The following is a 24,758-nucleotide window of genomic DNA, read 5'->3' on the forward strand; positions in this document are numbered from 1 at the left end:
GGAATGGCGCGCCGGCACGAGGTCGTCATCATCGGCGGCGGCAATGGAGGCGTGTCCCTGGCCGCCCGGTTGAAGCGGTACGGCGTCCAGGACATCGCCCTCATCGAACCCAAGGAACACCATTTATACCAGCCCTTGTTCTCCCACATCGCCGGTGGCCGTGCGCAAGTCAAGGAAGCCGTCCGGAGCCAGGAATCCGTAACCCCAATGGGCGTCGCCTGGATCAAGGACAAGGCAGCGAATGTGGACGCGAAGGCCAACTCGGTGACGCTGGCTTCCGGCTCCGAAGTAACCTACGAGCACCTTGTTCTCTGCCCGGGGCTGCAGTACAACTGGGACGCCGTTCCGGGGCTGGCCGAGGCAGTGCACTCACCCTATGGCTCCTCTCACTACGAGTTCGAGCTCGCACCCAAGCTCTGGACGCTGTTGAGCTCCATGAGGTCGGGCACCGTCATCTTTACCATGCCTTCGGGTCCGGTTAAATGTGCCGGGGCCAGTCAGAAGCCGATGTATCTGGCCTGTGACTACTGGAAGGAACAGGGCGTCCTGGACAACATCCGGGTTGTCATGGTCCAGCCCTATCCCACAGTGTTCGGCATTCCCGAGGTTGACCGGGAGCTGGACCGCAAGATTGCCGAGTACGGAATAGAACTGCGGACAAACAGCGAGCTGGTGGCGGTAAACCCTGCCAGCCGCACGGCAACCATTCGGAATAGCGCTGACAACACGTCAGAGGACCTCTCCTATGACGTCCTCAACGCCGTCCCGCCCCAGTCCGCGCCGGATTGGCTCAAAGCCACTGACTTGCCGGCGGTAGGGGACGAGCACGGCTTCGTGGAGGTGGACACCCGGACGTTGCGGCACCCCAGGTACCCGAATGTCTGGTCGCTGGGCGACGCTGCAGGGACCGCCAATTCGAAAGCCGGCGGTGCGCTGCGCAAGCAGGCCAAGGTCCTGGCGAAGAACCTGCTTTCGGCCCGCAAGGGCGAACCGCTGAGCCAAAAGTACAATGGTTACTCCGTATGCCCGTTCACCGTTTCGCGGAACACGGTGGTCTTTGCCGAGTTTGACCACCACTACCAACCCATGCCGACCATTCCAAAGGTAGCCACGTGGAAGGAAAGCCGGCTCTCCTGGTGGGTGGACCGAGATATGTTCCCGCAGGTCTACTGGCACCTGATCCTCAAAGGCCGGGCGTAAAAACACCAGGAGACCGGCGAGGCCGCTAGGCCCCGCCGGTCTCCTGGTGTGACATTTATGTACTGAACTTAGGCGGGCTGAATATTCTCCGCCTGCGGACCCTTGGGACCCTGCGTGATGTCGAATTGGACCTTCTGGTTTTCCTCCAGCGAACGGTATCCGCTCGACGTAATTGCTGAGTAGTGAGCAAACACGTCAGGGCCTCCATCGTCCGGGGCGATGAATCCGAAACCCTTTTCAGCGTTAAACCACTTAACTGTTCCTGTTGCCATGCCTTAATTTCCTTCACCCGGTCGCCGGTCGGTCCCGCTGGTCGGTTTGCCGTCCCTGCCACTCACGCTACGAGCCTATGGGCCGCTTACGCTGGGGGCAACACCTTTGGCGGAGTCGCGTACACCTAAGTAAGAGGAGCGCACGACGGCGGGATACCGCCGTCGTGCGCTTGTTGCGTTTGCAGGGGCTGCTTCAGAGCAGCCGCGAAGCATCAGGCTTTTGGCGTGCGAAGCGTTGCCTCCGGCGCCGCCGTGCGGCGCAGCCGGCGAAGCGCCAGCAACGGAAACAGGAGTACCGAGAGCATCCCTGCCCCTACGAGGGCCGAGGATATTCCGCTGGTGATGTACCCGTGCTCCCGGCCAATGGTTGTCACTGCCACGATGATGGGCAAAGCCGTGGCTCCGAACAGCAGAAGGGCCTGTTTGTCCGCCCGCGAGGAGCCCGGGGGCGTGGCGAGCAAGGACGGCACGCCACGGATGAGCAGCAGAAGCGCCAGGAACAGCGGGACCATGGCCAACGTCAGGGGGCTGGAGGTCAGTGCGCCCAAATCGAAGTCGATGCCGGTATCTATGAAGAAGATGGGCACCAGGAAGCCAAAGGCGACGGCGTCGATCTTGGTCTCGATGACTTTCCGGCCTGCAACAGGAGCGCGTGCAATGGTGACCTTCCAGAGGACCCCTGCGGCGAAGGCTCCCAGCAGCATATCGAGTCCCAAGACCATGCTGAGCACCACCAGCGAGCTAAGAATCAACAGGATGGACCGCATGGCAAACTGACTGCTGGTGTGCAGGGTGGCAGTGACCTGGGCGTGGAACAGCGTGTGCCGTGCCTGCGAGGCAAGGTAGATTGCCACGCCGGTCAGCAGGACAAAGCCCAGAAGCACTCCTGATGCCACACCTAGTTGCTTGCCGCTGAAGAACAAGGAGATGGCTATGAGCGGCCCAAACTCGCCGGCCGCGCCCAGTGCGGTAGCGGCGACACCGATCGGCGACTTGGAGGCACCGGCATCCCGGAGGATCGGCAGCAAAGCGCCCAAAGCGGTGGAGCACAAAGCAACACCAATGATCACGGCGGCTTCCGGTGAGGGCCCCAGGACAAAACCTGCCCCGATGCCTGCGGCCAAGGAGATGGCCCACCCTGCAGAGGCACGGTAAAGGGGACGGCCGCGGATTGCCGCGAAGTCAATCTCGTTGCCGGCAACGAAGAACAGCATGGCCAGCCCGAAATCAGCCAGCGTGTCCGTGAAGGGAGTGGACTGGACCCATCCCAGGAGGCTTGGTCCGAACAGGATGCCAAGAACAATTTCAAAGACCACAATGGGCACTTTGACCCAACGATCCAGGAGCCGTGCAGCAAGGGGGGCCACCACAGCCAACACGGCGATGAGGACCAGTGACGCGGACAAGCCTTGCATCGGCAGTGCCTCCGGTACCTCGGCTGCTTCAAGGAAAAGTACTCCAAAGTTACCGCCACGCCACCGCCCGCGCCAGAACTCTCAGCCTCCGGATGCCGGCCACTCCTTGCCCGCCCACGGGTCGTAGTCTGCGATCAGCACCTCCTGGGCCGGTCGTCGCTCTTCCGGGATGTGTTGAAGATTCACCCGTACCCGGTACCAGAGCGAGCTCGATCCCCGCATCCCGTCCACCAGGACGTCGGCCGGGCGAAGCAGGGAAACAACGTCTGCGTGCCGTTCCTTCCACGCATCGAGTGCTTCTTCGGCTTCGGGCTTGGTCTTGGTCCGGGCTACCTCGACCAGTGGCATCATTGACACCCTCCGACCCGAGCCATCGCCTGCTCTGGGGGCCTTCTCGGCGGGGCCGAGCTCGGCAGCCAAAGCCAGAAGGGCATCGAGCGAGCCGGGAGCTTCATCGATTCCTGCGTGCGGGTCGCCCACATCCGAGAAGCGCGCGGGCACTGTGCGGACAGTGAACTGCTCCGGCCGGGCGGAACGCACCTCGTCCCACGTGAGCGGCGTCGAGACCCGGGCGTCGGGCCGGGAGCGGACCGAGTACGCGGAGGCTACGGTGCGGTCCTTGGCGTTCTGGTTAAAGTCGACGAAGACGCTCTCGCCCCGCTCCTCCTTCCACCATTTGGCCGTTGCCAGCCCCGGAGCACGGTTCTCCACTTCGCGGGCCAGGGTCTCGGCGGCAAGGCGCACATCCCGGTAGGACCACTGCGGCGTGATGCGCACCAGGATGTGCAGGCCGCGGGAGCCACTCGTCTTTGGCCACCCCACCAGTCCGACGTCGTCCAGCACTTCCTGTGCTACATACGCGGTGTCCACAATCCGGGACCAGTCAACGCCGGGCATGGGGTCCAGGTCCACCCGAAGCTCATCCGGATGGTCGAGGTCCTCCGCGCGTACGGGGTGCGGGTTGAGGTCCAGACATCCCAGATTCACCACCCACGCGAGGCCTGCCGCATCACGGATGACCGCTTCCTCGGCGGAAGTTCCGGACGAGTAGTGGAGTGTTGCCGTGTCAATGAAGTCGGGATGGTTCTCGGGCACGCGTTTCTGAAAGAACGGTTCAGCATCGATGCCCTTGGGGAAGCGCTTGAGCACCATGGGGCGCCCTCCCGCGCCGCGCAGCGCACCGTCCGCGACTGCGAGGTAATAGTTCACGAGATCGAGCTTGGTCAGCCCGGGCTCGGGGAACACCACCTTGTCCGGGTTGGAGATGCGGACCTCGTTGCCGGCGATGTCGAGGATCTCTGCCGGGGACTTCGACGGGTTCATGCGGCCACGCTAGCAATGAACGGCCCTCCCAGCCAGAGTTGCCGTGGAGAAAGGCAGAGAAACCTCGTAGGCATGAAGCCCAAAATTCCGTAACTGGCTTTAAAAAAATAAGTGGGTATGGTGTTGTCATATCCAAAATATTGAAGGAGCCTAAAATGTCCGGTAAGTCACCCAATAGTGCCAGGTCGAAAAAGTCCGGCAAGACTATTCTGGAAAAGAGAGCCGAAAAGAGGGCAAAGGCTGAGGGTAGTGAGAATCTCTTTTCAAAACCCAGGAAAAACCAGCGATAACCATCGGAAGGGCCGAATTGCTGCCGCCGTTCGGTGATGCTGTTCGGTGATGCCGGCCACCTAGTACCGCCGGCCGGCATCACCAGTTGCGAATTGGAAAGGCGGTAAGGGTAGAGAAACGGAAATTAAAGCGATGCGGTATCTCATCACGGTACTCATTATCCCGGCACGTATCCACGAGTGTATCCGTGTGGAAAGGATTGAGCCGGTCATGGAAATGCAGCAATCATTGGTGGAGGGGAATGTTGAGGCAATAACCGGCCGTGGATGGCACGTTCTGGTCAATGACCAGGCAATTCATGTTCCTTTGCCTTTGAACCCTCGGGCTGAGGTCTTGATTCGTGAAGCAGGCACTCCTGTCGAAGGCACCGTCAGCGGGACTGCGGTTTTCCTCGGTCACGGAACAAGCGGTGATGACCAGGATGTGCCGAGCCATCTGCTGACGCTGGCGGAGCGCCTGTTTGAGACTCGGCTGGCAGCTTAAGCGGGGGGCATTCGGAGGTGACGTCCGGCCGGGCCGACTATATTGGCCCTGTCAGCCCACCACCACCATTGAGGGAGCCTGCACACTATGGCCAAGGAACTTGCCACCCAACTCATCGAACAACTCCAAGCTGCCGGTGTGCAGCGGATCTACGGAATCGTTGGCGACAGCCTTAATCCGATCGTGGATGCTGTTCGGCAAACAGGAGGCTCCTCGAAGGGCGGCATCGACTGGATCCATGTCCGCCACGAGGAAGCTGCCGCTTTTGCTGCTGCTGCAGAGGCCCAATTGACAGGAAAGTTGGCTGTTTGCGCGGGTTCTTGCGGTCCCGGCAATCTCCACCTGATCAATGGACTGTACGACGCCAACCGTACCGGGGCCCCGGTGCTCGCCATCGCATCGCACATTCCCAGTAAGCAGATTGGTAGTGGCTTTTTCCAGGAGACCCATCCGGACCGACTGTTCAACGAGTGCTCGGTGTACTCGGAGATGATCAGTACCGCTGAGCAAGCGCCCCGGGTCATGCACAGCGCCATCCAAAATGCAGTGGGTCTTGGGGGAGTGGCTGTTGTGACGCTCCCGGGTGACATCGCCGGGCTTGAGGCAACGGCGCCCACCCCGCTGCCGGCAACGTTCCGTCCGGCCGCTTTGGTTCCCCATCCAGCCAGCGTCCGGGAACTTGCTGACGCCATCAACGACGCCGGGAAGGTTGCCATTTTCGCCGGCGCTGGCGTCGAAGGTGCCCATGACGAGCTCATTGCCCTGGCAGAGCTGGTCAACGCACCCATCGGCCATTCCTTGCGAGGCAAGGACTTTGTCCAGTACAACAACCCCTTCGACATCGGCATGACCGGGCTGCTCGGCTACGGCGCAGCGGCTGAGGGCATTGAGGACGCGGACCTGCTGATCCTACTGGGCACAGACTTTCCCTATGACCAATTCCTGCCGGACACCCGGACGGCCCAGGTTGACCGGGCGGCACAGCGGCTGGGGCGGCGGACCGACGTCGACATTGCAGTTCATGGCGACGTGTTGCCAACCTTGACGGCCCTGCTGCCCCTGGTGACGCCTAAGAAGAACCGGCGCTTTCTTGACCAGATGCTAAAGAAGCATGACCGCCTGATGAACAAAGCCGTGGGCGCCTACACGCGCAAGGTGGAGAAAAAACAGCCCATCCACCCCGAATACGCGGCGTCGCTCCTTGACCAGGTTGCGGCCGAGGATGCAATTTTCACGGCCGATACCGGCATGTGCAACGTCTGGACCGCGCGCTACATCAACCCGTTAGGCACGCGTCGGCTGATCGGCTCCTTCCTCCACGGGTCCATGGCCAACGCACTCCCGCACGCTATTGGCGCGCAGGTGGCTTATCCCGGACGCCAGGTAATTTCCGTGTCCGGAGATGGCGGACTGTCCATGTTGTTGGGCGAGCTGATCACCGTGGCCGCGCACCAGCTGCCGGTGAATGTGGTGGTCTTCAACAATTCCACCCTGGGCATGGTCAAGCTGGAGATGCTGGTGGACGGGCTACCCGACTTCGGCGTGGACGTTCCGGACGCCAACTATGCGGCGGTGGCCAAGGCCTTGGGGTTCCACGCAGTCCGGGTCACGGATCCCGCTGACATCGAGGCGGCGTACCGGGCGGCGTTTGCCCATCCAGGTCCGTCCTTGGTGGAACTCATCACCGACCCCAACGCCCTGTCCATTCCGCCGAAGATTTCGGGTTCGCAGGTCATTGGATTCGCTACCGCAATGTCCAAAGTGGTCCTGAACCGTGGTGCCGGGGAGGCTGTCAGCATGGCACGAAGCAACCTGCGCAACATTCCCCGGCGGTAGGCTACCGCCCGTGGGCGGCGGCGAGGTAGGGTGCTGTCCGGCTTGTTCGCGAACCCGCGACGACGGCCGGCGGGCCTGCGACCATGATCTCGCCGCCGGCGTCGCCACCACCTGGACCCAGGTCGATCACCCAGTCGGCGCCGGCCACGACGTCCATCTCATGCTCCACCACGATGACAGTGTTGCCGGCGTCAACCAGCTTGTGCAATTGGGCCATGAGCAGCTGGACGTCGGCAGGGTGCAGTCCGGTGGTTGGTTCGTCCAGCAAGTACAGGGTGTGGCCTCGTTGGACGCGTTGCAGTTCGGTGGCGAGTTTGATGCGCTGGGCTTCGCCGCCGGAAAGCTCTGTGGCGGGCTGGCCTAGCCGGAGGTAGCCCAGGCCCACTTCGCGCAGGGTTTGCAGGCTGCGGGCAACGCCGGGGAGATCAGCCAGGAAGTCGGACGCTGCGTTTACGGTCATGCCCAGGACCTCGGCAATATTGCGTCCACGATAGGTAACCTCCAAGGTTTCTGGATTGAATCGCGAACCCTGGCATTCGGGGCAGGGGCCGTAACTGCCTGGCAGGAACAGCAGCTCCACGGCAACAAACCCTTCTCCCTGGCAGGTTTCGCAGCGGCCTCCGGCCACGTTGAAGGAGAACCGTCCAGCTCCGAAGCCTCGGGAACGCGCGCCTTGAGTGGCCGCGAATTCTTTCCGGACTCCGTCGAAGAGCCCCGTGTAAGTGGCCAGGTTGGAACGGGGGGTCCGGCCGATGGGCTTCTGATCGACTTTCACCAGGCGATCGAGCTGGTGGAGTCCGGACACCAAACCCACAGCGTCCTGCATAGGCCGGGTGTCTGCGCTTGGGGCGTTTGTGTCAGGGGCTTCCGGATGTAGCGCTGCCCCCACCACCTCGGCCAGAACGTGGCTGACCAGGGTTGACTTGCCCGAGCCGGAGACGCCTGTCACCGCTGTCAGCACGCCAAGCGGGAACTCAGCCTTAACGTCGCGAAGGTTGTGCCTGTTAATGTTCTGGAGCGTGAGCCACTCTTTTGGTGGCCGGGGAGACGCGGGCCTGGTCCCGGCGGCGACCAGACCGGCGTCGTGGGTTGCTTCAACACCGGCGACGCCGTCGCCGCGCCCAGGGAAGAGGAACGGCCGCGTCACGGAGTCCTGTACATCCGCCAGTCCGGCTACTGGGCCGCTGTAGAGGATATGTCCTCCACCCTCGCCAGCGTGCGGGCCAACATCGACCAACCAGTCGGCCGCCCTGACCAGGTCCATGTTGTGTTCCACCACGAACACAGAGTTACCGGAGCGCTTAAGCTGGTCCAGCACCTCCAGAAGCGGCTCGGCATCGGCAGGATGAAGTCCGGCAGAAGGTTCATCAAGGACGTAGATGACACCGAAAAGCCCGGATCGCAGCTGCGTGGCTATCCGGAGTCGTTGCATCTCGCCGGGGGAGAGCGTTGGTGTTGGGCGACCCAGCGCCAGGTAGCCAAGCCCCAGGTCCAGGAGTACCGTGACCCGGCTCAGGAGGTCGCGGGTGATGGCGAGGGCTACTTCGTTGACTTCACCGGAAGTCTGGGTCCGTGAGGCAGTACTGGCCGCCGTCACTTGAGTGGTGGGGCGGATGATGTCGGCCAGTTCGGTCATGGGCAGGGAGTTGAGTTCGGCGATGGTTTTTCCGGCGAAGGTGACCGCTAGTGCCTCCGGGCGAAGCCCGCTGCCACTGCATTGGGGGCACCGGCCGGTTTCCATGAATCGCAGCACCCTCTCACGCATTGTGGAACTTTTTGAGTCGGCCAGAGTGTGGAGCACGTAGCTTTTGGCGCTCCAGAAGCGGCCCTTGTAGGGCTTGGCGACGCGGTCTCGTTGGGGCGTAACCTCCACCACGGGCTGCTCTTCCGTGAAGAGGATCCAGTCACGATCCTTCCTGGGCAGCTTCCGCCAGGGTGTGTCCACGTCGTAGCCCAGGTGAGTCAGGATGTCGCGGAGATTCTTTCCTTGCCAGGCGCCGGGCCATGCGGCGATCGCACCATCCCTGATACTGAGCGAGGGATCAGGAACCAAGGTCTCTTCCGTGACCGTGTGGGCAACACCCAGTCCGTGGCATTGGGGGCAAGCTCCAGCAGCAGTGTTGGGGGAGAAGGCGTCTGAGTCCAGCTGGCTGGCCCCTTCGGGATAGCTGCCGGCCCGGGAGAAAAGCATGCGGACTGAGTTGGATAACGTGGTCACCGTGCCAACGCTGGAGCGGGCGGTTGCCGTGCCGCGGCGCTGTTGGAGTGCGACGGCGGGCGGCAGCCCGGTGATCGATTCAACCTTGGGGTTGTGGCCCTGTTGGATGAGGCGCCGGGCATAGGGGGCCACGGATTCGAAGTAGCGGCGTTGGGCTTCGGCAAAAATGGTGCCGAATGCCAGGGACGACTTTCCCGAGCCGGAAACCCCGGTGAACGCGACAATTGCATCGCGGGGTACGTCCACGTCCACGTTGTGGAGGTTGTTTTCGCGCGCTCCACGGACTCTGACGAAGCCATCTTCAGAGTCGGCAGACTGTGGTTTCGGCTGCTTGGAAGCGGGGTGCCCGGGGATTGTCAGTTTACTGTCCATTGACATGACTCTATCGGCCCGCAGTCCCGGCAAGGTCACGTTGAGGACGCAAGGCATGGTGCTTTCCGGTCCCCGGGAGGACAATGCGGTTCATGGCTGAACAAATCGCCGGGAACCCGGGCGGCCTCGGGGAACAGGGCGGCGAACCACAGGACGTCAACGAGAACGTGGTCAGGCGGCTGATCGAGTGCATCAACGAACGCCATATTGAAGTCATGGATGAGCTGTTCCATGATGATGCCGTCATGCATTGGCCGCAGTCCGGGGAAGTTGTGCGCGGGGCCGGGAACCGCAGGGGTATTTACAATGCCTTTCCGCAGTTGCCCACCATCACGCCCCGACGACTGCTCAGCGGCGGCAATCTGGTAGTAGCTGAGGCGTTGCTTGACTACGACGGACCTCAGTACCAGACAGTCTTCATCTTCGAGTTCCGGGACGGCAGGATCGCCAGGGAAACTGCCTACTGGAGTGAGGCCTTTCCGGCTCCGGAATGGCGTTCACAGTGGGTGGAGATCAGTAGCAGATAGGAGTGGCGCTCCAGGGCCTCACCGGTCACTGGCCCGTCCGGACAGGTGAGTTGGACGGGTGCTATGGCTGTATGATCCCGCCAGTAGTCCTCCAGTCACAGGGGAAGAAACCTCATTCCGCGGCGGGTCGGCGTCGTTGTTGTTTGGTGGCAGATCTGATTTCTTTTGCTGCACGGTGACGCCGGGCAGAACCTCGCGTCGGCTTGGACGCGCGACGGATTGATTCCGGGACGAGTCCCACCCTGATGATCTCAGCGAGCTTGGCCATGGCGATCTCCCGATTGCGAAGCTGGGACCGCTCCTCTGATGCCGTCACGGTGATGGAACCGCCGATGAGTTTGCGTCCCAGGCGCTTAAGGAGCAACTGCCGCTGCTCATCAGTCAGGGTTGTGGATCCGGCAACATTCCACGTCAATTCCGCCCGGCTATCCGTAGTGTTGACGTGTTGGCCGCCTGGTCCGGACGAGCGGGAGAACCGCCAGCTAAGTTCCGCGGCGGGGATAGTCAGCGACGGCGGGATATCCAGGTCCATGGATCAAGCTTTGCACGTCACGGACGTCCAGTCCGGCGCGATTGCAGTGACGTTCGCCGGCACGGTTCCAGTTTCCAGGTAGGCCTGGTGCCAAGCAACATTGTCGCCCTGCAGTTGGCACCCCCCACATCGTTTTCATTCCTTGCGCTTAGGATCATGTCATGGCCGGTTCCCTCGATGTCCTTGGCCCCATCCTGGAAATGATGACGTGGGTGGGGTTCGTTCCGGGCGTGCCACTGTTGATCAGCGCATGGATCATAGCCAAGCGTCGTTGCATGTGGGCCACCGCGGACGGAGAACAGTTCGCCGCAGGTGGATTCCTGGGGCTGCGGTGGCACGATCAATCGAACGAGGAACAAAAAGTCCTGCTGGACATTCCGGCTCACGACAACAACGTTTTTTCAGGTGCAGTGGTGGTCCACTATGACCTCTGCCATCCGTCGCGATGCTCGCTCAGGCCACCGCGTCACGACAACACGGTGCTCATTCTGGGCTGGATCCTCACCGGGGTCGGGATACTCAGCACGCTCGGGGGATTCGTCCTTCTCCTCTTCTAGTGCCGACCTCTTGAATGAAGGCTTGCTCAGGACTAGCGTTTCCCGCGCACGGGCAATGAGCGCGGCTAAAGCCCGCGGTCAAACGAGGAGACTGCTATGAGTGAGACCCCCGCAACCTTGATGGTGGACCTGATCATTTCACTGGACGGCTACGCTTCAGCGGATGGTTGGCCAGGTTGGTGGGGTTTGGAAGGCCCGGAATACCTCGCGTGGCTCGAGCAAGAGGGAAAGAAGGAATTCACTACGCTCATGGGGGCCACCACGTATCGACTGATGTCCAGTATGTCGGAGCAGGCCGCAGCAGACAGTTCCGGGTTTTCGGAGGAAGAGGGCGCCAGTCTGGGCGGTTTGGCGGACATGCCCAAGATTGTCTTCTCGTCCACGTTGAAGGGGCCCTTGGCCTGGCCCAACTGTGAGCTCATCTCCGGTGACGCCGTGGAGAATGTCAGAGAGCTAAAAAGGAGCAGGTCCGGAACCTTCAGTACGCTGGGCAGCCTGAGCCTCTGCCGTTCCCTCCTGACGGCCGGGTTGGTGGACAGGTACCGGCTGGTTGTCTTTCCCGTGATCACGGGCAAGACCGGCAGGGAGCGGATCTACGACGGATACCCGGATGTTTCTCTGGAGCTGGTGGACAGCCGGACGTTCGACGGCAGGTCGCAGTTGCTGGAGTACATTCCTACTGTGATTGACGGGCCGCCAACAGCAAGACGGGGTTGAGATCATAGAGGCGCGGGCTGGGACAATGGCTCCTACGCAGTACTTACCCATACACGCGCTGATCAGGCTAGTTCGTGTACTGCTCCTGCTGACCGTTAGCGTGTTCCAGCAGAGATGCCAGGCACCCGGCGTAGTACCTCATGGCTTCGGCAAAAGTGAGCAACGTGGGTGCTCCGACAGCTGCACCTACCTGATCCGCCGAATCCACCTGGTCCATCTGGCAGAGTACCGGTTCGCGTCTAACGCCGAAGGCGGTCAACGTGGCAATTCCCCAGGGGTGGCTGGGTTCAGTCACTGAGATGCCTGCTGAGTCGAAGGTATCGCGGAGGACATAGTGGGTCACGGTACGCCAGGACTGAAGAAAAGGCGGCAGCAGCTGTTCTACGAGGTCATCATCACGGGTGCGATACGCGTCCGCGAGGGCGGCGGTTAGTCCGTCCCATTCTTCGGCGTCGCGGACCATAAGGTGCGCCGTTTCCAAGCGGTCAATGGTTTCACTCAACGTCATGGTAGTCCCCAAACTTCCCGTCGTTTTCGCTTGCCCCCGGGAGCAAGCCTGACCGCCGTCGGCATGTCACTATGAAGTGAACGGATGAAGCCCCAGCATGATTCCCTCATCAATCGCATCCTGTTTCCAAGTCCAACAGCGACATTTCTCGATCGCCTAGCAAATCAGTAGCCTTACTAATAGGGTGGCTATGGGAAGTACCCCGGGCACGGCGATGAGTCGAGTCTCAAAGGAGAAGTGAGGACCCTATGACTGACGAACAATCCATTAAGAAGGTCACCGACATCATCAACGATTCGAAGATCGGGATGCTAACCACTGTGAACGAGACAGGGGCGCTGGTCAGCAGGCCGCTTGCCGTTCAGGAAGTCAAGGACGACGGCGACATGTGGTTCTTTACGGGCCTGGGAACCTCACAGGTTGCCCACGTTCGCCAGGACCCACGGGTTAACGTTTCCTTTGGCAAAAACACGGAATGGGTCTCTGTGGCCGGGACTGCAGAGGTCGTCACCGATCGGGAAAAGATCCATGAGCTGTGGAACCAGGTAGTTGAGGCGTGGTACCCCGATGGCCCCGACACTCCGGAGGTTTGCCTGCTTCGGGTTGACTCGGACTCGGCAGAGTATTGGACCAGCCCGGGCGGAACGGCCGCTACGGTCCTACAGTGGGTCAAGTCCAAGGTCACAAACTCCCGGTTCAGCGTGGGCGAGAGCGGCACCGTGGACCTATGACCCGCCGTGGTTGACATCCAACGGTTTCGGGTTCTTTTGGAGAGTGAACGGAACCGTAAACTCGAGCTGCTGAAGGCGCTGCGAAGCGACATCACCTCGGTGAGTCTTGCCCGTCAGGATTCCAATGTGGACGACGAGCACGATCCCGAGGGCAGCACCATCGCCTTCGAGCTTTCCCAGGCATCCGCCCTCATGGGACAAAGCCGGGTGGGCTTGGAACAGATCGAGGAGGCCCTGGCGAGGATCGAGGAGGGAACGTATGGGCAGTGCGCGGTGTGCGGCGTAGACATTCCCGAAGAAAGACTCGAGGTCCGGCCATGGACACCGTTCTGCGTCCACCATGCCTCGGGCAAGCGGGCTTGACGTACCAGGAAGGTGGTTCAGCTGGACATGCCCGGTGACACCGGGACGAATTCAATGCCCTGCTGGACCTTCTTCCTGGGGCCCCGGTCAAAGCCCTTGGCATCCAGATGGTTCGCCGCACGGTAGGCGGCCAGCGCGTCGTCGTAGATCTGGTTGAGCCGCTGCGCCGTGAAGATTTCCTCGGTCCCGTCGGAAAAAACCACGGACACCGCAGCGGTGGCGGGAAAGTGCCTCTTCATCCGGATGAATCCTTGGGCGTCCTGGTGTAGGGAGATCACGTGGCAACCGCGCTTTCAGTAGTGTTACCACCAGTTTGGCGTACTTGGGCCCCAATAGCAGCAACGGGCCGCTGCCCCCAAAGCTTCTGGTCGCCGTCCTTACGGAAGCGGTTCAGGGTTTGCGGTGGTTTCCGCGGTGCTGGCGTTGTCGGCTGGTGATCCTTGCTTCCGGCTGGCCAGCAGGAACGGTAGGGCAATGAGTTCAAGGACGCCGCCCATGGCTAATGATGCCGGGTAGCCGTAGAGGTCTGCGCCCCGGCCCAGCACTGGCTGGATGACGACGCCGCCGCTGGATCCCATCAGCGAATCAAAGCTCAGGACGGTGGCCCGTTGCTTCGACGGGATCATATCGTTCACGTACGCCTGCCGGACGGGCATGGCTGCCGAGCCCACAACGGCCCAGATGGCGAGCAGGACCAGAGCCACCCAGAAGACACGCGTCAATCCCAGGACCAGAAGGATGACGCAGCCTGCCAGGCAACCGACGATCAGCACAGTGGTGCGCTTATGGAACAGCCGCCTCGCGTGTGGGGCCAGCCAGCCGCCCAGGATCTGCGATCCCGCAACGATCGCAGCGGCCAGACCGGCTATTGAATAGGCCTTGGGGTCGCCAAACAAGTCCAGAAGGTACGGCTGCAGTGCGTAGAAGACGTAGAAACTGACGCCGGCCGTAAACGGGGCTGCCAACATCACGTACCGGACGGGCGGGTTCTTCAAACCGTTCTCGATTGATGCGGACAGAACCGCTCTGGTCGCGCGGAGAGGGTGCGTCGAACGCTCCGGCGAGAAGCCGACGTCGTGCATGAGCCCAAACGCAACAGCAAACATGGCGAGCAGCACCAGCACGCGCAGGAGGAACGGAACGCCAAGGTTGGTGACTTGGGCTATCACCCCGCCCGCCACCGAGCCCACCAGCATCGCTACGCCCTGAACCATTTGCCCTCGGCCAAGTACGGATTCCAACCCGCCTTCGTAGCCGGAGAAGCGCAGTGCATCGACGAGCCATGCCTCAACAGCGCCGGAGAAGAACGTAAAGCCCAGGCCCAGGAGAACCGAAACCACGGCCCACATCCAGAACGGCGCGGAGATCTGCCACATCACGAAGTACAAATAGGTGGAGACGCCCAACGTCACCGTGCCCAGGAGGAATGAGACGCGCCGCCCCCACCCATCGGCAATCACGCCCGTGGGAACTTCGAAAAGAACCATGCCTGCAGTGAAGAAGGCGTTGGCGGCAAACGCCTCCAGGTTGCTCAGGCCCGCATCCAGCAGGAAAAGGGTGTTGATGCCCCAGATGAAGGACGCCGCAACGGTATTGCCCAGCGTCAAGGTCAGGTAGACGCGCTGGATCTTTCGGGCGGCGTCATTGAGGGTGTCGCCGCCCTCACCCGTGCCAGGAAGGACCACCAGCTAATTCTCGTCCCGTTGCCCTCACGCCGCCAGAGAAACCAGTGGTTGCGGGCTACTTTTCGTGACTCGTAGGGATGCCCTGGGAGGCTGCCCATTCGCTGACATCCCGGCGCTCAATGGCTGCCGCCATCATGTCCGGGAACAGATCCGGCGTGCACGCGAAGGCAGGAACACCGATCCCCGCAAGTGCTGCGGCGTGGCTGGAGTCGAAGGATGGGTGACCGCTGTCGCTCAAAGCCAGCAGGGCGATCATGGTGGTCCCGCCACCCACAATGGAAGCGGCACGACGCAGCATCTCTTCCGCTATTCCACCTTCGTAGAGGTCGCTGATGAGCACAAGGATGGTCTCGGCGGGTTTGGTGATCTGGTCCTGGCAATAGGCGAGGGCCCGGTTGATGTCCGTGCCACCGCCCAGTTGCACGCCGAACAGCACGTCCACTGGATCGTCCAGGTCTTCGGTCAGATCCACCACTTCGGTGTCAAAGACCACCAACCGGGTGCTTACTGACTTAAGTGAACTGAGGACCGCTCCAAAGACGCTGGAGTACACCACTGATTCGGCCATGGAGCCTGATTGGTCAATGCACAGAATGATCTCGCGCTGAATTTCGGTGCTGCGCCGTGCGTGTCCATGGAGCCGCTCGGGCACCACCGTACGGTACTCGGGTTGATAGTGCTTAAGGTTGGCGGCAATGGTCCTGTTCCAGTCGATATCCCTATGCCGTGGACGGCGGGTCCGTGCTGAACGGTTGAGCGCCCCGGAGACTGCCTGAATTGTTTTGGCGCGCAGCCGTTCTTCCAGCTCTTTGGTGACCTGCCGAATGACCGATCTGGCTGTCTCCCGGGACTCCTCCGGAATCACCCGCCCCAGGCCCACCAAGGTGCTCACCAAACCGATGTCCGGTTGGACAGTTCGCAACATTTCCGGTTCCAGAAGCAACTGCCTCAAGCCGAGTCTGTCCATGGCATCGGCCTGCATCACCTGGACCACCGAGGAGGGAAAATAGCCGCGGATGTCGCCAAGCCATCGGGCCACCCGCGGACTGGACGAGCCTAGACCTCCGCGCCGGGCCGACCCGCCACCATAGAGCTCTTCCAAGGCCTCATCACGGCGGACATCATCGTCCGACAGTTGAACCGGCACCCCTTCCTCGGTTGAGATGCCGTCAGCATCATGCCCGCCCAGCACCAAACGCCAACGGCTCAACCGGTCACGCCCGGGCCCGGCGGAATCCTCCAGCGCGCCAGAGTCACCTGTCACAGCTGCATCGTTGCTCATGCGATTGCCTTCCATCCCAGAATTCTTGCCATGGTTTGCAGCGCAGGGCCGGCGTCGAACAGGTCAATGGGAGAGGAGTCTGCTGCGTAGCCGGTAGAACCGACCCGGCTTAACTGTTCGCCGATTTCGCGCCGCTCAGGCCTGCTGAAGGCGGAAAAAGTCCGCCGGATCAAGGGCAAGACGTCCTCGAAAACGTCATCGTGCACTCCTTCCACCCACTCATCAACGATCTGCAGAAGCCGCCGATCATGGATGAGCAAGGTGGCGTCGCCGGACAGCAGGCCGTCCAACCAGGCTGCGGCTTCCGAGGCTGGGGTAGCGATCGATAAGCGCCGGCTAAGGCGTGATGCTACGTCGTCTCCTTCCACCAGGCCCGCATCCAACAGGAGCCTGGTGGCCCGGCCCGCCACCGAGCCATGGATCGAGTCAGAGTTGGCCACGGATGAGAGGGCCGTATGCCAGTCATCCAGTGGCAGTTCCGGCAGTAAGCTCAAGCCATTCTGTGCAGAGTCGATCGCGCGGCGCATCACACCCGCGGCCTCATCATCAAGGCCGGCGCAGGCGGTGGGCAGTCCAACGCACGAGCGAATCACCGTGGCTTGCAGAATTTTCCCCACATCACTGACGTCTACTCCACGGACGTTGCCGTACCGGCATGTGCGGGCCAACGGCGCGATGGTTTCCAAGAGGGGAGCAACGTCCTGCTGCAGGGCGGTGCGTTCAGCCAAAGCGGACACGACGCCGGCAATTCCGTCGGGTAGCTCGGCCAGCAGACAGCTTTCCAGCAAGCTGCTGAGAACCGGCAGGCCTTCGGCTGCCTGCGCCTGTTCAGAGACAAAAGCAGCAGCGGCTGAGGCGACAGTGGTGCCATAACGGCTCGCTTCCACCAAGGAGACAGCCAACTCTGGTTTCCACAGCAAGGTCCATGCTTCTTTGAAGGTGCCGGAAGTCCTGCCGGCGTCCGTCAGCTGACCCCAGGCCACACCCAGCAGTTCCAGGCGGTGCAGGAGGACCGAACGGGCCAACTGGTTCGGCTTGCGCAGGTCCAGGACCATGACCTCTTCCATGGCACTGGGTTTCATGCGCAGCTTTCGCTGGGTAGCGGCGAGGTCCGCTGCCAACGGTAGGGTGGGCACGGAGTCCGGGACGTTCCCTAGCTCGCGACCAACAGTCAATTCGCGATGAACCAAGGCCAGCGGCAGCGGCGAACCATCGCACAGGACTGTCTGCGCGGCATCGTCCAGCTCCGGCAAGCCAGGGGTGGGCCGCCCACGAACAGCTGCCAACGCAGTAGCCATCCTGCTGGCCTCCACCACGGACGCCGTGGATGCATCCAGATTCTCTTTACGCAGCGCATGGGCTACCCGGACCAGCCACGTGGTGGCAACATCCTGCCCGGGGTCCTTGGCCATCCAATGCGCGAACAGGTGTTGGTACCAGCCCGGGGCAGTGACCCCTGCTCCGTATCCGCTGGCCAAGCTAAGCCTGTTCGATGTCCAGGGAACCCACGTGACAGCCACTTTGGCCTTCGGCAAACCGGCGAGGACTTTGTTGTCGGCGGAAACCGAAGGGAACCCCGACGGCACTAAGGCCGGTGCGTGATAGGCGCCGCACACCACGGCGATGCGTTCATGCCCTTCGCGCATGGCTGCCCGCAGGAAGCGTCGCATGGCAGCTTCCCGGCGGTTATTCTCCAGCACGTCAGGATGGTCCGCGGGACGCTGATCCATGGCCCGGATTTCCGTGATCGCCTCGATGAGAGCTTCAAAGCGCTCAACGGGGTCCGTGTTGCGGTGCTCCACGGAGTCTTCCCACCATCGTTCCGCGTCGCTGTAGCCCGCAGCTTCGGCCAACATGCCAATCGCATCGGGTCTGTACGCCTGCTGCGGGGCGGCCGGGGGGTTCTCCATGTCATCCGAAGGCTTACCGTCGACGGCGGCATATTCGCCGCCGTCGTCGGAAGTGGCAACTAATGGTTTTTCCTTCTCCGAAGCCGCCGAGGCTGGCTCCTGTGCGGTTCGTTCCTGTGCGGTTCGTTCCTGTGCGGCTCCTTCCTCTGCTGCTCGTTCCTCTGCTGCTCGGAGCGCGAACGTGTGGGCGGCGGGCAGGTCAATGGCACGCACGGGCTTACCCGTGGACAAGGCCCAGCGGATTGCCACCCACTCGGGCGAGAACGCGGCCATGGGGTAGAAGGACGCCAGGCGAGGCTCATCCACCGCATAGATCAGGCCTGCGACCGGGGGAAGCATGTCCGGGTCCGTGATCAGCGGGATGACCTGGTCAAGCTCCGGTGGCCCTTCCACCAGCACCACATCAGGCCGAAGGGTCGCAAGGGCTTCCGCGACGGAATGGGCCGAGCCCGGACCATGGTGCCGGATCCCCAGAACGTGGACGTCTGTCATCTTTCAGTTGGACGATTCGAGGTCGCGGCAGGCCCGGTACAGGTCTTTCCAGTCAGGCCGGTTCCGCACAACGGTCTCCAGATATTCCTGCCAGATCACACGGTCCTGCACAGGGTCCTTGATCACCGCGCCCACCAGACTGGCGGCTACATCCTCTGCCCGGACCGTGCCATCACCGAAGTGTGCTGCCAGGGACAACCCATTGGTCATCACGGAAATGGCCTCTGCTGTAGACAATGTGGCAGATGGGGACTTGATGGTGGTCCGCTGGTCCTGGGTCACCCCCGACCGAAGTTCGCGCATGACGGTAACCACTCGGCGGATCTCGGAAAGTGCAGCCAAATCGGCGGGCAGCTCCAATGACTCTCCCAAGCTACGAACACGGGTGGTCACGATCTCCACCTCCTGGTCGATGCTGTCCGGGAGCGGCAGGATCACCGTGTTGAACCGGCGGCGAAGGGCGGACGAGAGATCGTTGACGCCTTTATCGCGGTTGTTCGCGGTGGCGATCACGTTGAAGCCCTTCCGTGCCTGGACTTCCTCGTTGAGCTCAGGAATGGGCAACGTTTTCTCGCTGAGAATAGTGATGAGGGAGTCCTGCACGTCGGAAGGAATACGGGTCAGTTCTTCAACCCGCACAAGGCTTCCGGTCTCCATGGCGCGCATCACCGGGCCGGCAACCATGGCGGCGCGGGACGGGCCATCGGCCAGCAACCGGGCATAGTTCCAGCCGTACCGCAGAGCCTCTTCAGGGGTACCCGCAGTGCCCTGCACTACCAGCGTGGATGAACCGGAGATGGCTGCGGCGAGGTGTTCACCAAGCCAGGTCTTCGCGGTTCCCGGCACACCCAGCAACAGCAGGGCCCGGTCTGTGGCCAGTGACGCCACGGCGATTTCCACCAGGCGTTCCGAGCCAAGATACTTTGGGCTGATCTGAACACCGTTGGCCAACGTACCCCCCAGGATATAGGTGGTGACAGCCCAGGGAGAGAGCCGCCAGCTGGGTGGGCGGGGGCGGTCGTCAACAGCGTCCAAAGCGCTGAGTTCATCGGCGTACGCGTTTTCGGCGTGCGCGCGAAGAACCTCCGTGGCGTTCTGGGTATCGGTCATCGGAAAGCCTCCGTCAGGGATTGTTTGAATGATTGGTATTGGACAGCGTCGCGCAGCACACGGCGCCGGGAAGCGTCTTTGTCAGTCTGTGCCAAAAGCTGCCGGCAACGCTCGGTGACCTCCGGTGGAAGCGCGGTAGGCAGGCCTTCGGACAGGATGACGGCCAGACGGCCCCCATCCTTGCCGGAAATCACTGTCAATACCGCCTCTGCCAACGGCACGGACCACGGCTGCGGCAGGTCTTGCAGGAGTGGAGCCAGTGTCAGTGGCTCGTCACTGCTTTCCCGGACGTGGCGCTCGAGCCAATGTGCCCGCTCATCGGGAGGGAGGCAATCGAGCAGCCTCCTGTCTGTCAGGACCCCAAGAAGCGCACGGGCCCATTCAACATCGTTGCGGGCGGCAGTTGCAGCGATCATCGCGTTCAGGACGCGGGGCTCGTCCTGCAGCAGCGCAACGGTAGCCGGGCGGTTACGGCCTGTTACCGACGTCCACACGTCCAGCGGTGCCCCTCTGACGATGGCCTCCAACCGTGCCATCCGGTCCGGTTCGCCCTTGCGTGGGTCCGCTGGAACGCCGTCCCGCAGAGCCTCCTTGTCAGGGTCCGGGGGGAGGTCTATCTCCAGCCGTTTGCTCAGGAGCCCTTTGAGCTGCAGCAAAGGCTTCAGCCTGGCGGCCATCCGAGCAGCACGCGCACTTCCGGGAAGCTGGTCCAGGAGCCGGAGTGCCACGTCCCGTACGCCTTTTGCTTTGTCGTCCAAGGCCTTCTCCAGCAGAGCTTCGTCGTTGTCATGGAGGTTTCCGGCGAACAACGCCAGATTGCCTGCCCGTTCCCGGGCGCTGAGCGACGTCCAACACTCGCTAAGTTGTATGCGTGCAGCTGCTGGATCACGGCCTCTCAGCGGTCCGTAGCCTGCCGCAGCATCAGAGCCGCGGAGGCCAGTACTTTGGGTTGCGGGCTCTTGAGAAGGCTGGCCTTTGATCTCCTGCATCCACCGGCCGCGGGTTCCAATTGCCGGTTCCATACGCCTGAAGACAATGGACTGAGTCTCAGCCAACGTCAGTAACGCCGGCAGCAGCCGGTGGGGGACCCGTCGTCGTGCTTCTTCAGCCAACGTCAGCCAATCCACTACCAGCTGGGTCCTCAGGCCAGGACCCACAGGTGCCTGGGTCAGCAAAAGTTCCAACAGCCGTGCGGCCTCTCCGCTGGCTTGTGGCACTGCGTCAGCAGACGCCGGTGAAGGAAATCCTGCACTGGAGGCGGCAGAGGCTGTCCGCGTCGCCCGGGTCACAATGTCAGCCAGCGCGGCCTGATCCAACAGGGATTCCTCCCGGCTCAGTCCATCGGGTGCTTGAAATCCCAGCTCGGCGGGCGGTTGGGGGGCGTCGTGCCGTCCGGTACCCACCAGCGCTGCTGTTCGCAGCTCCGCCAACCACATCATGGGGTCACCACCCTTCCGTCAACCACCACGGTCAGGGGACGCACTCGACCATCTTCCAGTTCACCAAAAATACTGGCAGCATGGCCACCGGTCAGTGCCAGCAACGAGTCGAGCGGGGCGTCCACCAATGGGAGTGCGTCGCCGTGCGGATCGTGCAGCCACCCGGTTCCCTCGGAATTGACCGTGACTTCGTCCAAAAGCACGGGAATCCTGGTCCGCCACGGTGAACGGGCAACAGCGGCAGACTCGTGCTCAAGGGCTTGCACAATACTGTGCCCCGTGCCGAGGCTTGAAGCCACGTCCAAGGGAGTGACAGGGCCCGTGAACATCCCGCGCTGCGGTGTTGTTCCGGGGTAACGGGCAACTGTGACATCAAGCAGAGCCCCGGCAAGTTGCGGCGCCGCCAAACCTTGGCCCTGCGCGGCGAAATCGAGGAGCACTACTACCGTTCCGTCCGGGCCTTGTATCCACGTTCGTTGTTGCTGCAGGCGTCCGTCATCGCTCCGGTGCGCTCCCAGAACCAGCCAAGGACCCGGCAGCGATTCAGTGCCCTGTACATCGGCAGACGCCGTGGCCCACCCGAGGGCAGCCTTGACGTCCGAGAATTCTTCCGGCGTGAGGTTGTCCCTGCCTGACCATGCCTTGGTTAAGGCCCACCAACGGCCCGCGTGGCGTAGAAGATGGTCAGCCCAGTCGGTCCTGCCGTGGACTTGGGAAGCCATGTCCCGTACCTGTTCGGCCAGACCAGGAAGCTGGGAGTCCACCAAACGTGCTGCAACGGCATCCCACCATGAATAGGGCTGGTTGCGGGCAGCGGCAAGTCCAGTGCGGACAAGGTCCGTCAGCCAGCGCGAAAAATCGTCGACCCCCGCGTCCATCAGGGCGAGTCTGGCGGTAAGACGCTTTGCCTGCGCTTCCGGATCGGCGGGCTGCACCGCATTCCGGCGTTCTTTGACCGTGGCGCGAACAGCCCGTTGGTCTGCCCACTCCTTAGCGAAATCAGCGGTCTCGGCTCCCGCCTCTGCCGCCTCGCCCCGTGCCCAGAGCAGGAGCAGAGCCAAGGCATGTTTGCACGGGAATTTTCGGCTGGGACACGAGCACCGGTAGGCGGGCGCCACGATGTCTACGCTCACTTGGTATGGCGTTTTTCCGCTGCCTTGGCACTTACCCCACACAAGGTCGTCGTTGCTGCCGCAGTCCGTCCACGGACCCGGATGCGCAAGCTTCCGTGCTGCTGCCAGTGAGGAGGAGTCCGGGGCCGCGTTAATGACTGTCTCTTCGCTCCAACGCCCCATGCCTCACATTCTGCCCGACGGTTCCGACACTATAGAACAGCGGTGAGGGTGTGGCGTCGGAACTGCCGGGAAGCCGGCACTCGGCTCCCCGGCACTGCCCTTCGCTCGCTAGGCCTGGTTACTGACCAAACCCGGCTCGGTTCGGACACCTTTACTCCGCTCCACGGCTAAAAGCGATGCGAAGAATTCACCGAGTTCGCTGGTCGCGGTCAGGGGCAGGACGTTGGCGACGTACTGATCAGGGCGGACCACAACCACCACTCCGTCACGGCTGAGGCCACGCAGCTCGAAGATGTCGTTGTTGGGGTCGGTGCCGAACACCTTTTCGAGGTAGGTCAGCCTGAAGGGTCCAACAGTAGGCTTAAAGGCCGCGGGTACCGCATTGATGTCCACCTTGGTGTGGTCCTGCTGGTAGACCACCTTCACGTCGAACCAGGCGTCGCGGTCAGCGTCCGACGGCGTCGCGGCCAGCGGCGAAGCAGGCGAGTTCGCGATCCACTCGGCAAAGTCAGCGACCGGGCCCGGCGCTCCTGCCTCTGCGGTGTCGGCGAAAACGTAGATGCGCCACCGGCCGTCCGCTTTGGCGTGGTGGCCCAGGTGCATGGGGTTGGTGTCGCAGACCCGAAGGACGGGCGCTGATTTGAAGCGCTTTCCTACGGGGAAGCCGGTGGCAAGGTCCTGGTACCGTGCGTCGGCAACCACCATCGAGCGCGCGTATTTGGTCATGAAACCGGCCGGGAACTCGGCAGTGCTGGTGTAGAAGGTTTCCAGTTCCGCCGGGTCTTCGAACTCCTCGGGTTTCTTGGCCATCAGCGTTGACCACTGCTTGTCGAAGTCAATGAGGTTCTTCGCCACCACTTGCCGTTCAGCCGAGTAGGTCTCCAAAAGAGATTCGGGGCTGCGGCCTTCCAGGACGTGGCCGAGTTTCCAGCCGATGTTGAAGCCGTCCTGCATGGACACATTCATGCCTTGCCCGGCTTTGGCACTGTGGGTGTGGCACGCATCTCCGGTGATGAACACCCTCGGGGTGCGGGTACCGCGGTCCTCCGGCAAAACGTCGTCGAACCTGTCCGTAAGCCGATGACCTACCTCGTAAACGCTATGCCAGGCGACGTTACGGACATCAAGAGTGTACGGGTGGAGGATGTCATTGGCTTTCTGAATGATCTGCTCAATGGTGGTCTTTCGCACCGCACCCTTGTCCTCAGGGTTGACTTCGCCCAGGTCCACATACATGCGGAACAGGTGCCCGCCCTCGCGCGGGATCAGCAGGATGCTGCCACCGGAGCCGGACTGGATGGCGCACTTGGTGCGGATGTCCGGGAAATCCGTCACTGCCAGCACATCCATGACACCCCATGCATGGTTCGCCTGATCGCCGGCCAGGTGACATCCGATCGACTCACGGACCTTGCTGCGGGCACCGTCAGCACCCACAACATACTTGGCACGGATGACCCGTTCCTGGCCTTCATTGGGTCCTGAGGTGTGACCCAAGGTCACCTCAACCGGGTAATCACCTTCGCTGGTGACGTTGAGGCCCTGAAACTCATAGCCGTAGTCGGGTTTCATTCGTGTGGGGGAGTTGGCCATGAACTCCGCGAAGTAATCCAGGACACGGGCTTGGTTCACGATCAAGTGCGGGAACTCACTGATCCCTGCCGGGTCATCCACGGCCCGGGCAGCCCGGACAATGCGGGAGTGATCGGCCGGGTCCGGTTTCCAGAACGCCATCTCCGTAATGCGGTAGGCCTCCGCGATAATCCGCTCGGCAAATCCGAACGCTTGGAACGTCTCCACGCTGCGGGCCTGGATGCCGTCCGCCTGACCGATGGCCAAACGCCCTGGACGGCGCTCAATAATGCGCGTAGTGATGTTCGGGAACTGGGAGAGCTGCGCCGCCGTGAGCATACCCGCGGGGCCAGTGCCCACAATCAAAACATCCACCTCGTCAGGAAGCTCGGCGGGACGATCGATCCCTACGCCGGCGGCCGGCTCAACTCGCGGGTCACCGGATACGTAACCGTGGTGATGAAACTGCACGGGCTTTCCTCACTTCTTTGTGGGCAATAACAGAGAACGATGTTCGATAATAGAACAACCTGTTCTATTATCGCTCACATAATCGTAATGCGGCTCACATCCCGGTTCAAGTCCCTGGCGTCTCTTCTGCCAGAACCTCGTGCTGCCTCCTGCGCAT

General features: G+C 62.1%; 22 protein-coding genes. 8 read left to right on the forward strand and 14 right to left on the reverse strand.

Features of this window, described 5'->3' with window-relative positions; all coding sequences use genetic code 11:
- Positions 1–3 precede the first annotated feature (3 nt).
- Positions 4–1,200, forward strand: coding sequence for an FAD/NAD(P)-binding oxidoreductase (locus tag MOD31_RS03605; RefSeq protein WP_223942535.1), 1,197 nt, complete (start codon positions 4–6; stop codon positions 1,198–1,200).
- A gap of 68 nt (positions 1,201–1,268) precedes the next feature.
- On the opposite strand, the gene MOD31_RS03610 is transcribed toward MOD31_RS03605, so the two are convergent.
- From MOD31_RS03610 to ligD, 3 genes are all read right to left on the reverse strand, one after another.
- Complete coding sequence (locus MOD31_RS03610; RefSeq protein WP_014921815.1) at positions 1,269–1,472, reverse strand: cold-shock protein; 204 nt, start codon at positions 1,470–1,472, stop codon at positions 1,269–1,271.
- A 212-nt stretch (positions 1,473–1,684) separates the two neighbouring features.
- Positions 1,685–2,887, reverse strand: coding sequence for a cation:proton antiporter (locus MOD31_RS03615; protein ID WP_250819870.1), 1,203 nt, complete (start codon positions 2,885–2,887; stop codon positions 1,685–1,687).
- An 81-nt stretch (positions 2,888–2,968) separates the two neighbouring features.
- A complete protein-coding gene (gene ligD / locus MOD31_RS03620; RefSeq protein WP_250819871.1) occupies positions 2,969–4,210 on the reverse strand; it encodes a non-homologous end-joining DNA ligase in 1,242 nt (413 codons plus the stop codon).
- 501 nt (positions 4,211–4,711) lie between these two features.
- On the opposite strand from ligD, the gene MOD31_RS03625 reads away from it, so the two are divergent.
- Complete coding sequence (locus MOD31_RS03625; protein WP_223942537.1) at positions 4,712–4,984, forward strand: hypothetical protein; 273 nt, start codon at positions 4,712–4,714, stop codon at positions 4,982–4,984.
- 87 nt (positions 4,985–5,071) lie between these two features.
- Positions 5,072–6,820, forward strand: coding sequence for a pyruvate dehydrogenase (locus MOD31_RS03630; protein WP_142939313.1), 1,749 nt, complete (start codon positions 5,072–5,074; stop codon positions 6,818–6,820).
- 1 nt (position 6,821) lies between these two features.
- Here MOD31_RS03630 and MOD31_RS03635 read toward each other — a convergent pair whose 3' ends face one another.
- Entirely contained in the window at positions 6,822–9,410 is a 2,589-nt protein-coding gene (locus MOD31_RS03635) for an excinuclease ABC subunit UvrA (RefSeq protein WP_250819872.1), read from the reverse strand.
- 92 nt (positions 9,411–9,502) lie between these two features.
- Here MOD31_RS03635 and MOD31_RS03640 point away from each other — a divergent pair, with 92 nt between their 5' ends.
- Entirely contained in the window at positions 9,503–9,937 is a 435-nt protein-coding gene (locus tag MOD31_RS03640) for a nuclear transport factor 2 family protein (protein ID WP_223942540.1), read from the forward strand.
- Positions 9,938–10,049: 112 nt separating this feature from the next.
- On the opposite strand, the gene arfB is transcribed toward MOD31_RS03640, so the two are convergent.
- Positions 10,050–10,469: an alternative ribosome rescue aminoacyl-tRNA hydrolase ArfB gene (gene arfB / locus MOD31_RS03645; protein WP_142939310.1), complete on the reverse strand. Its 420-nt coding sequence runs from the start codon at positions 10,467–10,469 to the stop codon at positions 10,050–10,052.
- Positions 10,470–10,630: 161 nt separating this feature from the next.
- Here arfB and MOD31_RS03650 point away from each other — a divergent pair, with 161 nt between their 5' ends.
- Positions 10,631–11,026: a hypothetical protein gene (locus tag MOD31_RS03650; RefSeq protein ID WP_250819873.1), complete on the forward strand. Its 396-nt coding sequence runs from the start codon at positions 10,631–10,633 to the stop codon at positions 11,024–11,026.
- 96 nt (positions 11,027–11,122) lie between these two features.
- On the forward strand, positions 11,123–11,743 hold the full coding sequence (locus MOD31_RS03655; protein ID WP_142939308.1) for a dihydrofolate reductase family protein: 621 nt from the start codon (positions 11,123–11,125) through the stop codon (positions 11,741–11,743).
- Positions 11,744–11,810: 67 nt separating this feature from the next.
- Here the strand turns inward: MOD31_RS03655 and MOD31_RS03660 are convergent, their stop codons facing one another.
- Entirely contained in the window at positions 11,811–12,251 is a 441-nt protein-coding gene (locus MOD31_RS03660) for a hypothetical protein (RefSeq protein ID WP_250819874.1), read from the reverse strand.
- Between the two features lie 248 nt (positions 12,252–12,499).
- On the opposite strand from MOD31_RS03660, the gene MOD31_RS03665 reads away from it, so the two are divergent.
- Positions 12,500–12,982 (forward strand): pyridoxamine 5'-phosphate oxidase family protein, encoded by a 483-nt coding sequence (locus tag MOD31_RS03665; RefSeq protein ID WP_142939307.1) that lies wholly within the window; start codon positions 12,500–12,502, stop codon positions 12,980–12,982.
- A 6-nt stretch (positions 12,983–12,988) separates the two neighbouring features.
- A complete protein-coding gene (locus MOD31_RS03670; RefSeq protein ID WP_142939306.1) occupies positions 12,989–13,345 on the forward strand; it encodes a TraR/DksA C4-type zinc finger protein in 357 nt (118 codons plus the stop codon).
- 17 nt (positions 13,346–13,362) lie between these two features.
- Here MOD31_RS03670 and MOD31_RS03675 read toward each other — a convergent pair whose 3' ends face one another.
- The 8 genes from MOD31_RS03675 to MOD31_RS03710 all read right to left on the reverse strand — a co-directional run bounded on the left by MOD31_RS03675 (position 13,363) and on the right by MOD31_RS03710 (position 24,601).
- Positions 13,363–13,623 (reverse strand): hypothetical protein, encoded by a 261-nt coding sequence (locus MOD31_RS03675; protein WP_142939305.1) that lies wholly within the window; start codon positions 13,621–13,623, stop codon positions 13,363–13,365.
- A gap of 99 nt (positions 13,624–13,722) precedes the next feature.
- Positions 13,723–15,030: an MFS transporter gene (locus MOD31_RS03680; protein WP_250819875.1), complete on the reverse strand. Its 1,308-nt coding sequence runs from the start codon at positions 15,028–15,030 to the stop codon at positions 13,723–13,725.
- 55 nt (positions 15,031–15,085) lie between these two features.
- On the reverse strand, positions 15,086–16,312 hold the full coding sequence (locus MOD31_RS03685) for a VWA domain-containing protein (protein ID WP_165450202.1): 1,227 nt from the start codon (positions 16,310–16,312) through the stop codon (positions 15,086–15,088).
- Entirely contained in the window at positions 16,309–18,714 is a 2,406-nt protein-coding gene (locus MOD31_RS03690) for a DUF5682 family protein (protein ID WP_142939302.1), read from the reverse strand. Before MOD31_RS03690 ends, MOD31_RS03685 begins: the two co-directional genes overlap by 4 nt.
- Positions 18,715–18,717: 3 nt before the next feature.
- Positions 18,718–19,824 (reverse strand): AAA family ATPase, encoded by a 1,107-nt coding sequence (locus MOD31_RS03695; protein WP_142939301.1) that lies wholly within the window; start codon positions 19,822–19,824, stop codon positions 18,718–18,720.
- Positions 19,821–21,263: a DUF5691 domain-containing protein gene (locus MOD31_RS03700; RefSeq protein ID WP_250819876.1), complete on the reverse strand. Its 1,443-nt coding sequence runs from the start codon at positions 21,261–21,263 to the stop codon at positions 19,821–19,823. The genes MOD31_RS03695 and MOD31_RS03700 overlap by 4 nt, the downstream gene beginning before the upstream one ends.
- A complete protein-coding gene (locus tag MOD31_RS03705) occupies positions 21,260–22,558 on the reverse strand; it encodes an SWIM zinc finger family protein (protein WP_250819877.1) in 1,299 nt (432 codons plus the stop codon). Before MOD31_RS03705 ends, MOD31_RS03700 begins: the two co-directional genes overlap by 4 nt.
- A 108-nt stretch (positions 22,559–22,666) precedes the next feature.
- Positions 22,667–24,601 (reverse strand): FAD-binding monooxygenase, encoded by a 1,935-nt coding sequence (locus MOD31_RS03710; RefSeq protein WP_250819878.1) that lies wholly within the window; start codon positions 24,599–24,601, stop codon positions 22,667–22,669.
- Positions 24,602–24,758 lie beyond the last annotated feature (157 nt).

Origin of the sequence: Paenarthrobacter sp. TYUT067 (genome assembly GCF_023656375.1) — a bacterium.
GTDB lineage: Bacteria > Actinomycetota > Actinomycetes > Actinomycetales > Micrococcaceae > Arthrobacter.

Excerpts from the sequence above, each read along its gene's own strand:
- MOD31_RS03605 (WP_223942535.1), top strand. The coding sequence starts at position 4 with ATGGCGCGCCGGCACGAGGTCGTCATCATCGGCGGCGGCAATGGAGGC.
- MOD31_RS03610 (WP_014921815.1), bottom strand. The coding sequence starts at position 1,472 with ATGGCAACAGGAACAGTTAAGTGGTTTAACGCTGAAAAGGGTTTCGGA.
- MOD31_RS03615 (WP_250819870.1), bottom strand. The coding sequence starts at position 2,887 with ATGCAAGGCTTGTCCGCGTCACTGGTCCTCATCGCCGTGTTGGCTGTG.
- ligD (WP_250819871.1), bottom strand. The coding sequence starts at position 4,210 with ATGAACCCGTCGAAGTCCCCGGCAGAGATCCTCGACATCGCCGGCAAC.
- MOD31_RS03625 (WP_223942537.1), top strand. The coding sequence starts at position 4,712 with ATGGAAATGCAGCAATCATTGGTGGAGGGGAATGTTGAGGCAATAACC.
- MOD31_RS03630 (WP_142939313.1), top strand. The coding sequence starts at position 5,072 with ATGGCCAAGGAACTTGCCACCCAACTCATCGAACAACTCCAAGCTGCC.
- MOD31_RS03635 (WP_250819872.1), bottom strand. The coding sequence starts at position 9,410 with ATGGACAGTAAACTGACAATCCCCGGGCACCCCGCTTCCAAGCAGCCG.
- MOD31_RS03640 (WP_223942540.1), top strand. The coding sequence starts at position 9,503 with ATGGCTGAACAAATCGCCGGGAACCCGGGCGGCCTCGGGGAACAGGGC.
- arfB (WP_142939310.1), bottom strand. The coding sequence starts at position 10,469 with ATGGACCTGGATATCCCGCCGTCGCTGACTATCCCCGCCGCGGAACTT.
- MOD31_RS03650 (WP_250819873.1), top strand. The coding sequence starts at position 10,631 with ATGGCCGGTTCCCTCGATGTCCTTGGCCCCATCCTGGAAATGATGACG.
- MOD31_RS03655 (WP_142939308.1), top strand. The coding sequence starts at position 11,123 with ATGAGTGAGACCCCCGCAACCTTGATGGTGGACCTGATCATTTCACTG.
- MOD31_RS03660 (WP_250819874.1), bottom strand. The coding sequence starts at position 12,251 with ATGACGTTGAGTGAAACCATTGACCGCTTGGAAACGGCGCACCTTATG.
- MOD31_RS03665 (WP_142939307.1), top strand. The coding sequence starts at position 12,500 with ATGACTGACGAACAATCCATTAAGAAGGTCACCGACATCATCAACGAT.
- MOD31_RS03685 (WP_165450202.1), bottom strand. The coding sequence starts at position 16,312 with ATGAGCAACGATGCAGCTGTGACAGGTGACTCTGGCGCGCTGGAGGAT.
- MOD31_RS03690 (WP_142939302.1), bottom strand. The coding sequence starts at position 18,714 with ATGACAGACGTCCACGTTCTGGGGATCCGGCACCATGGTCCGGGCTCG.
- MOD31_RS03695 (WP_142939301.1), bottom strand. The coding sequence starts at position 19,824 with ATGACCGATACCCAGAACGCCACGGAGGTTCTTCGCGCGCACGCCGAA.
- MOD31_RS03700 (WP_250819876.1), bottom strand. The coding sequence starts at position 21,263 with ATGATGTGGTTGGCGGAGCTGCGAACAGCAGCGCTGGTGGGTACCGGA.
- MOD31_RS03705 (WP_250819877.1), bottom strand. The coding sequence starts at position 22,558 with ATGGGGCGTTGGAGCGAAGAGACAGTCATTAACGCGGCCCCGGACTCC.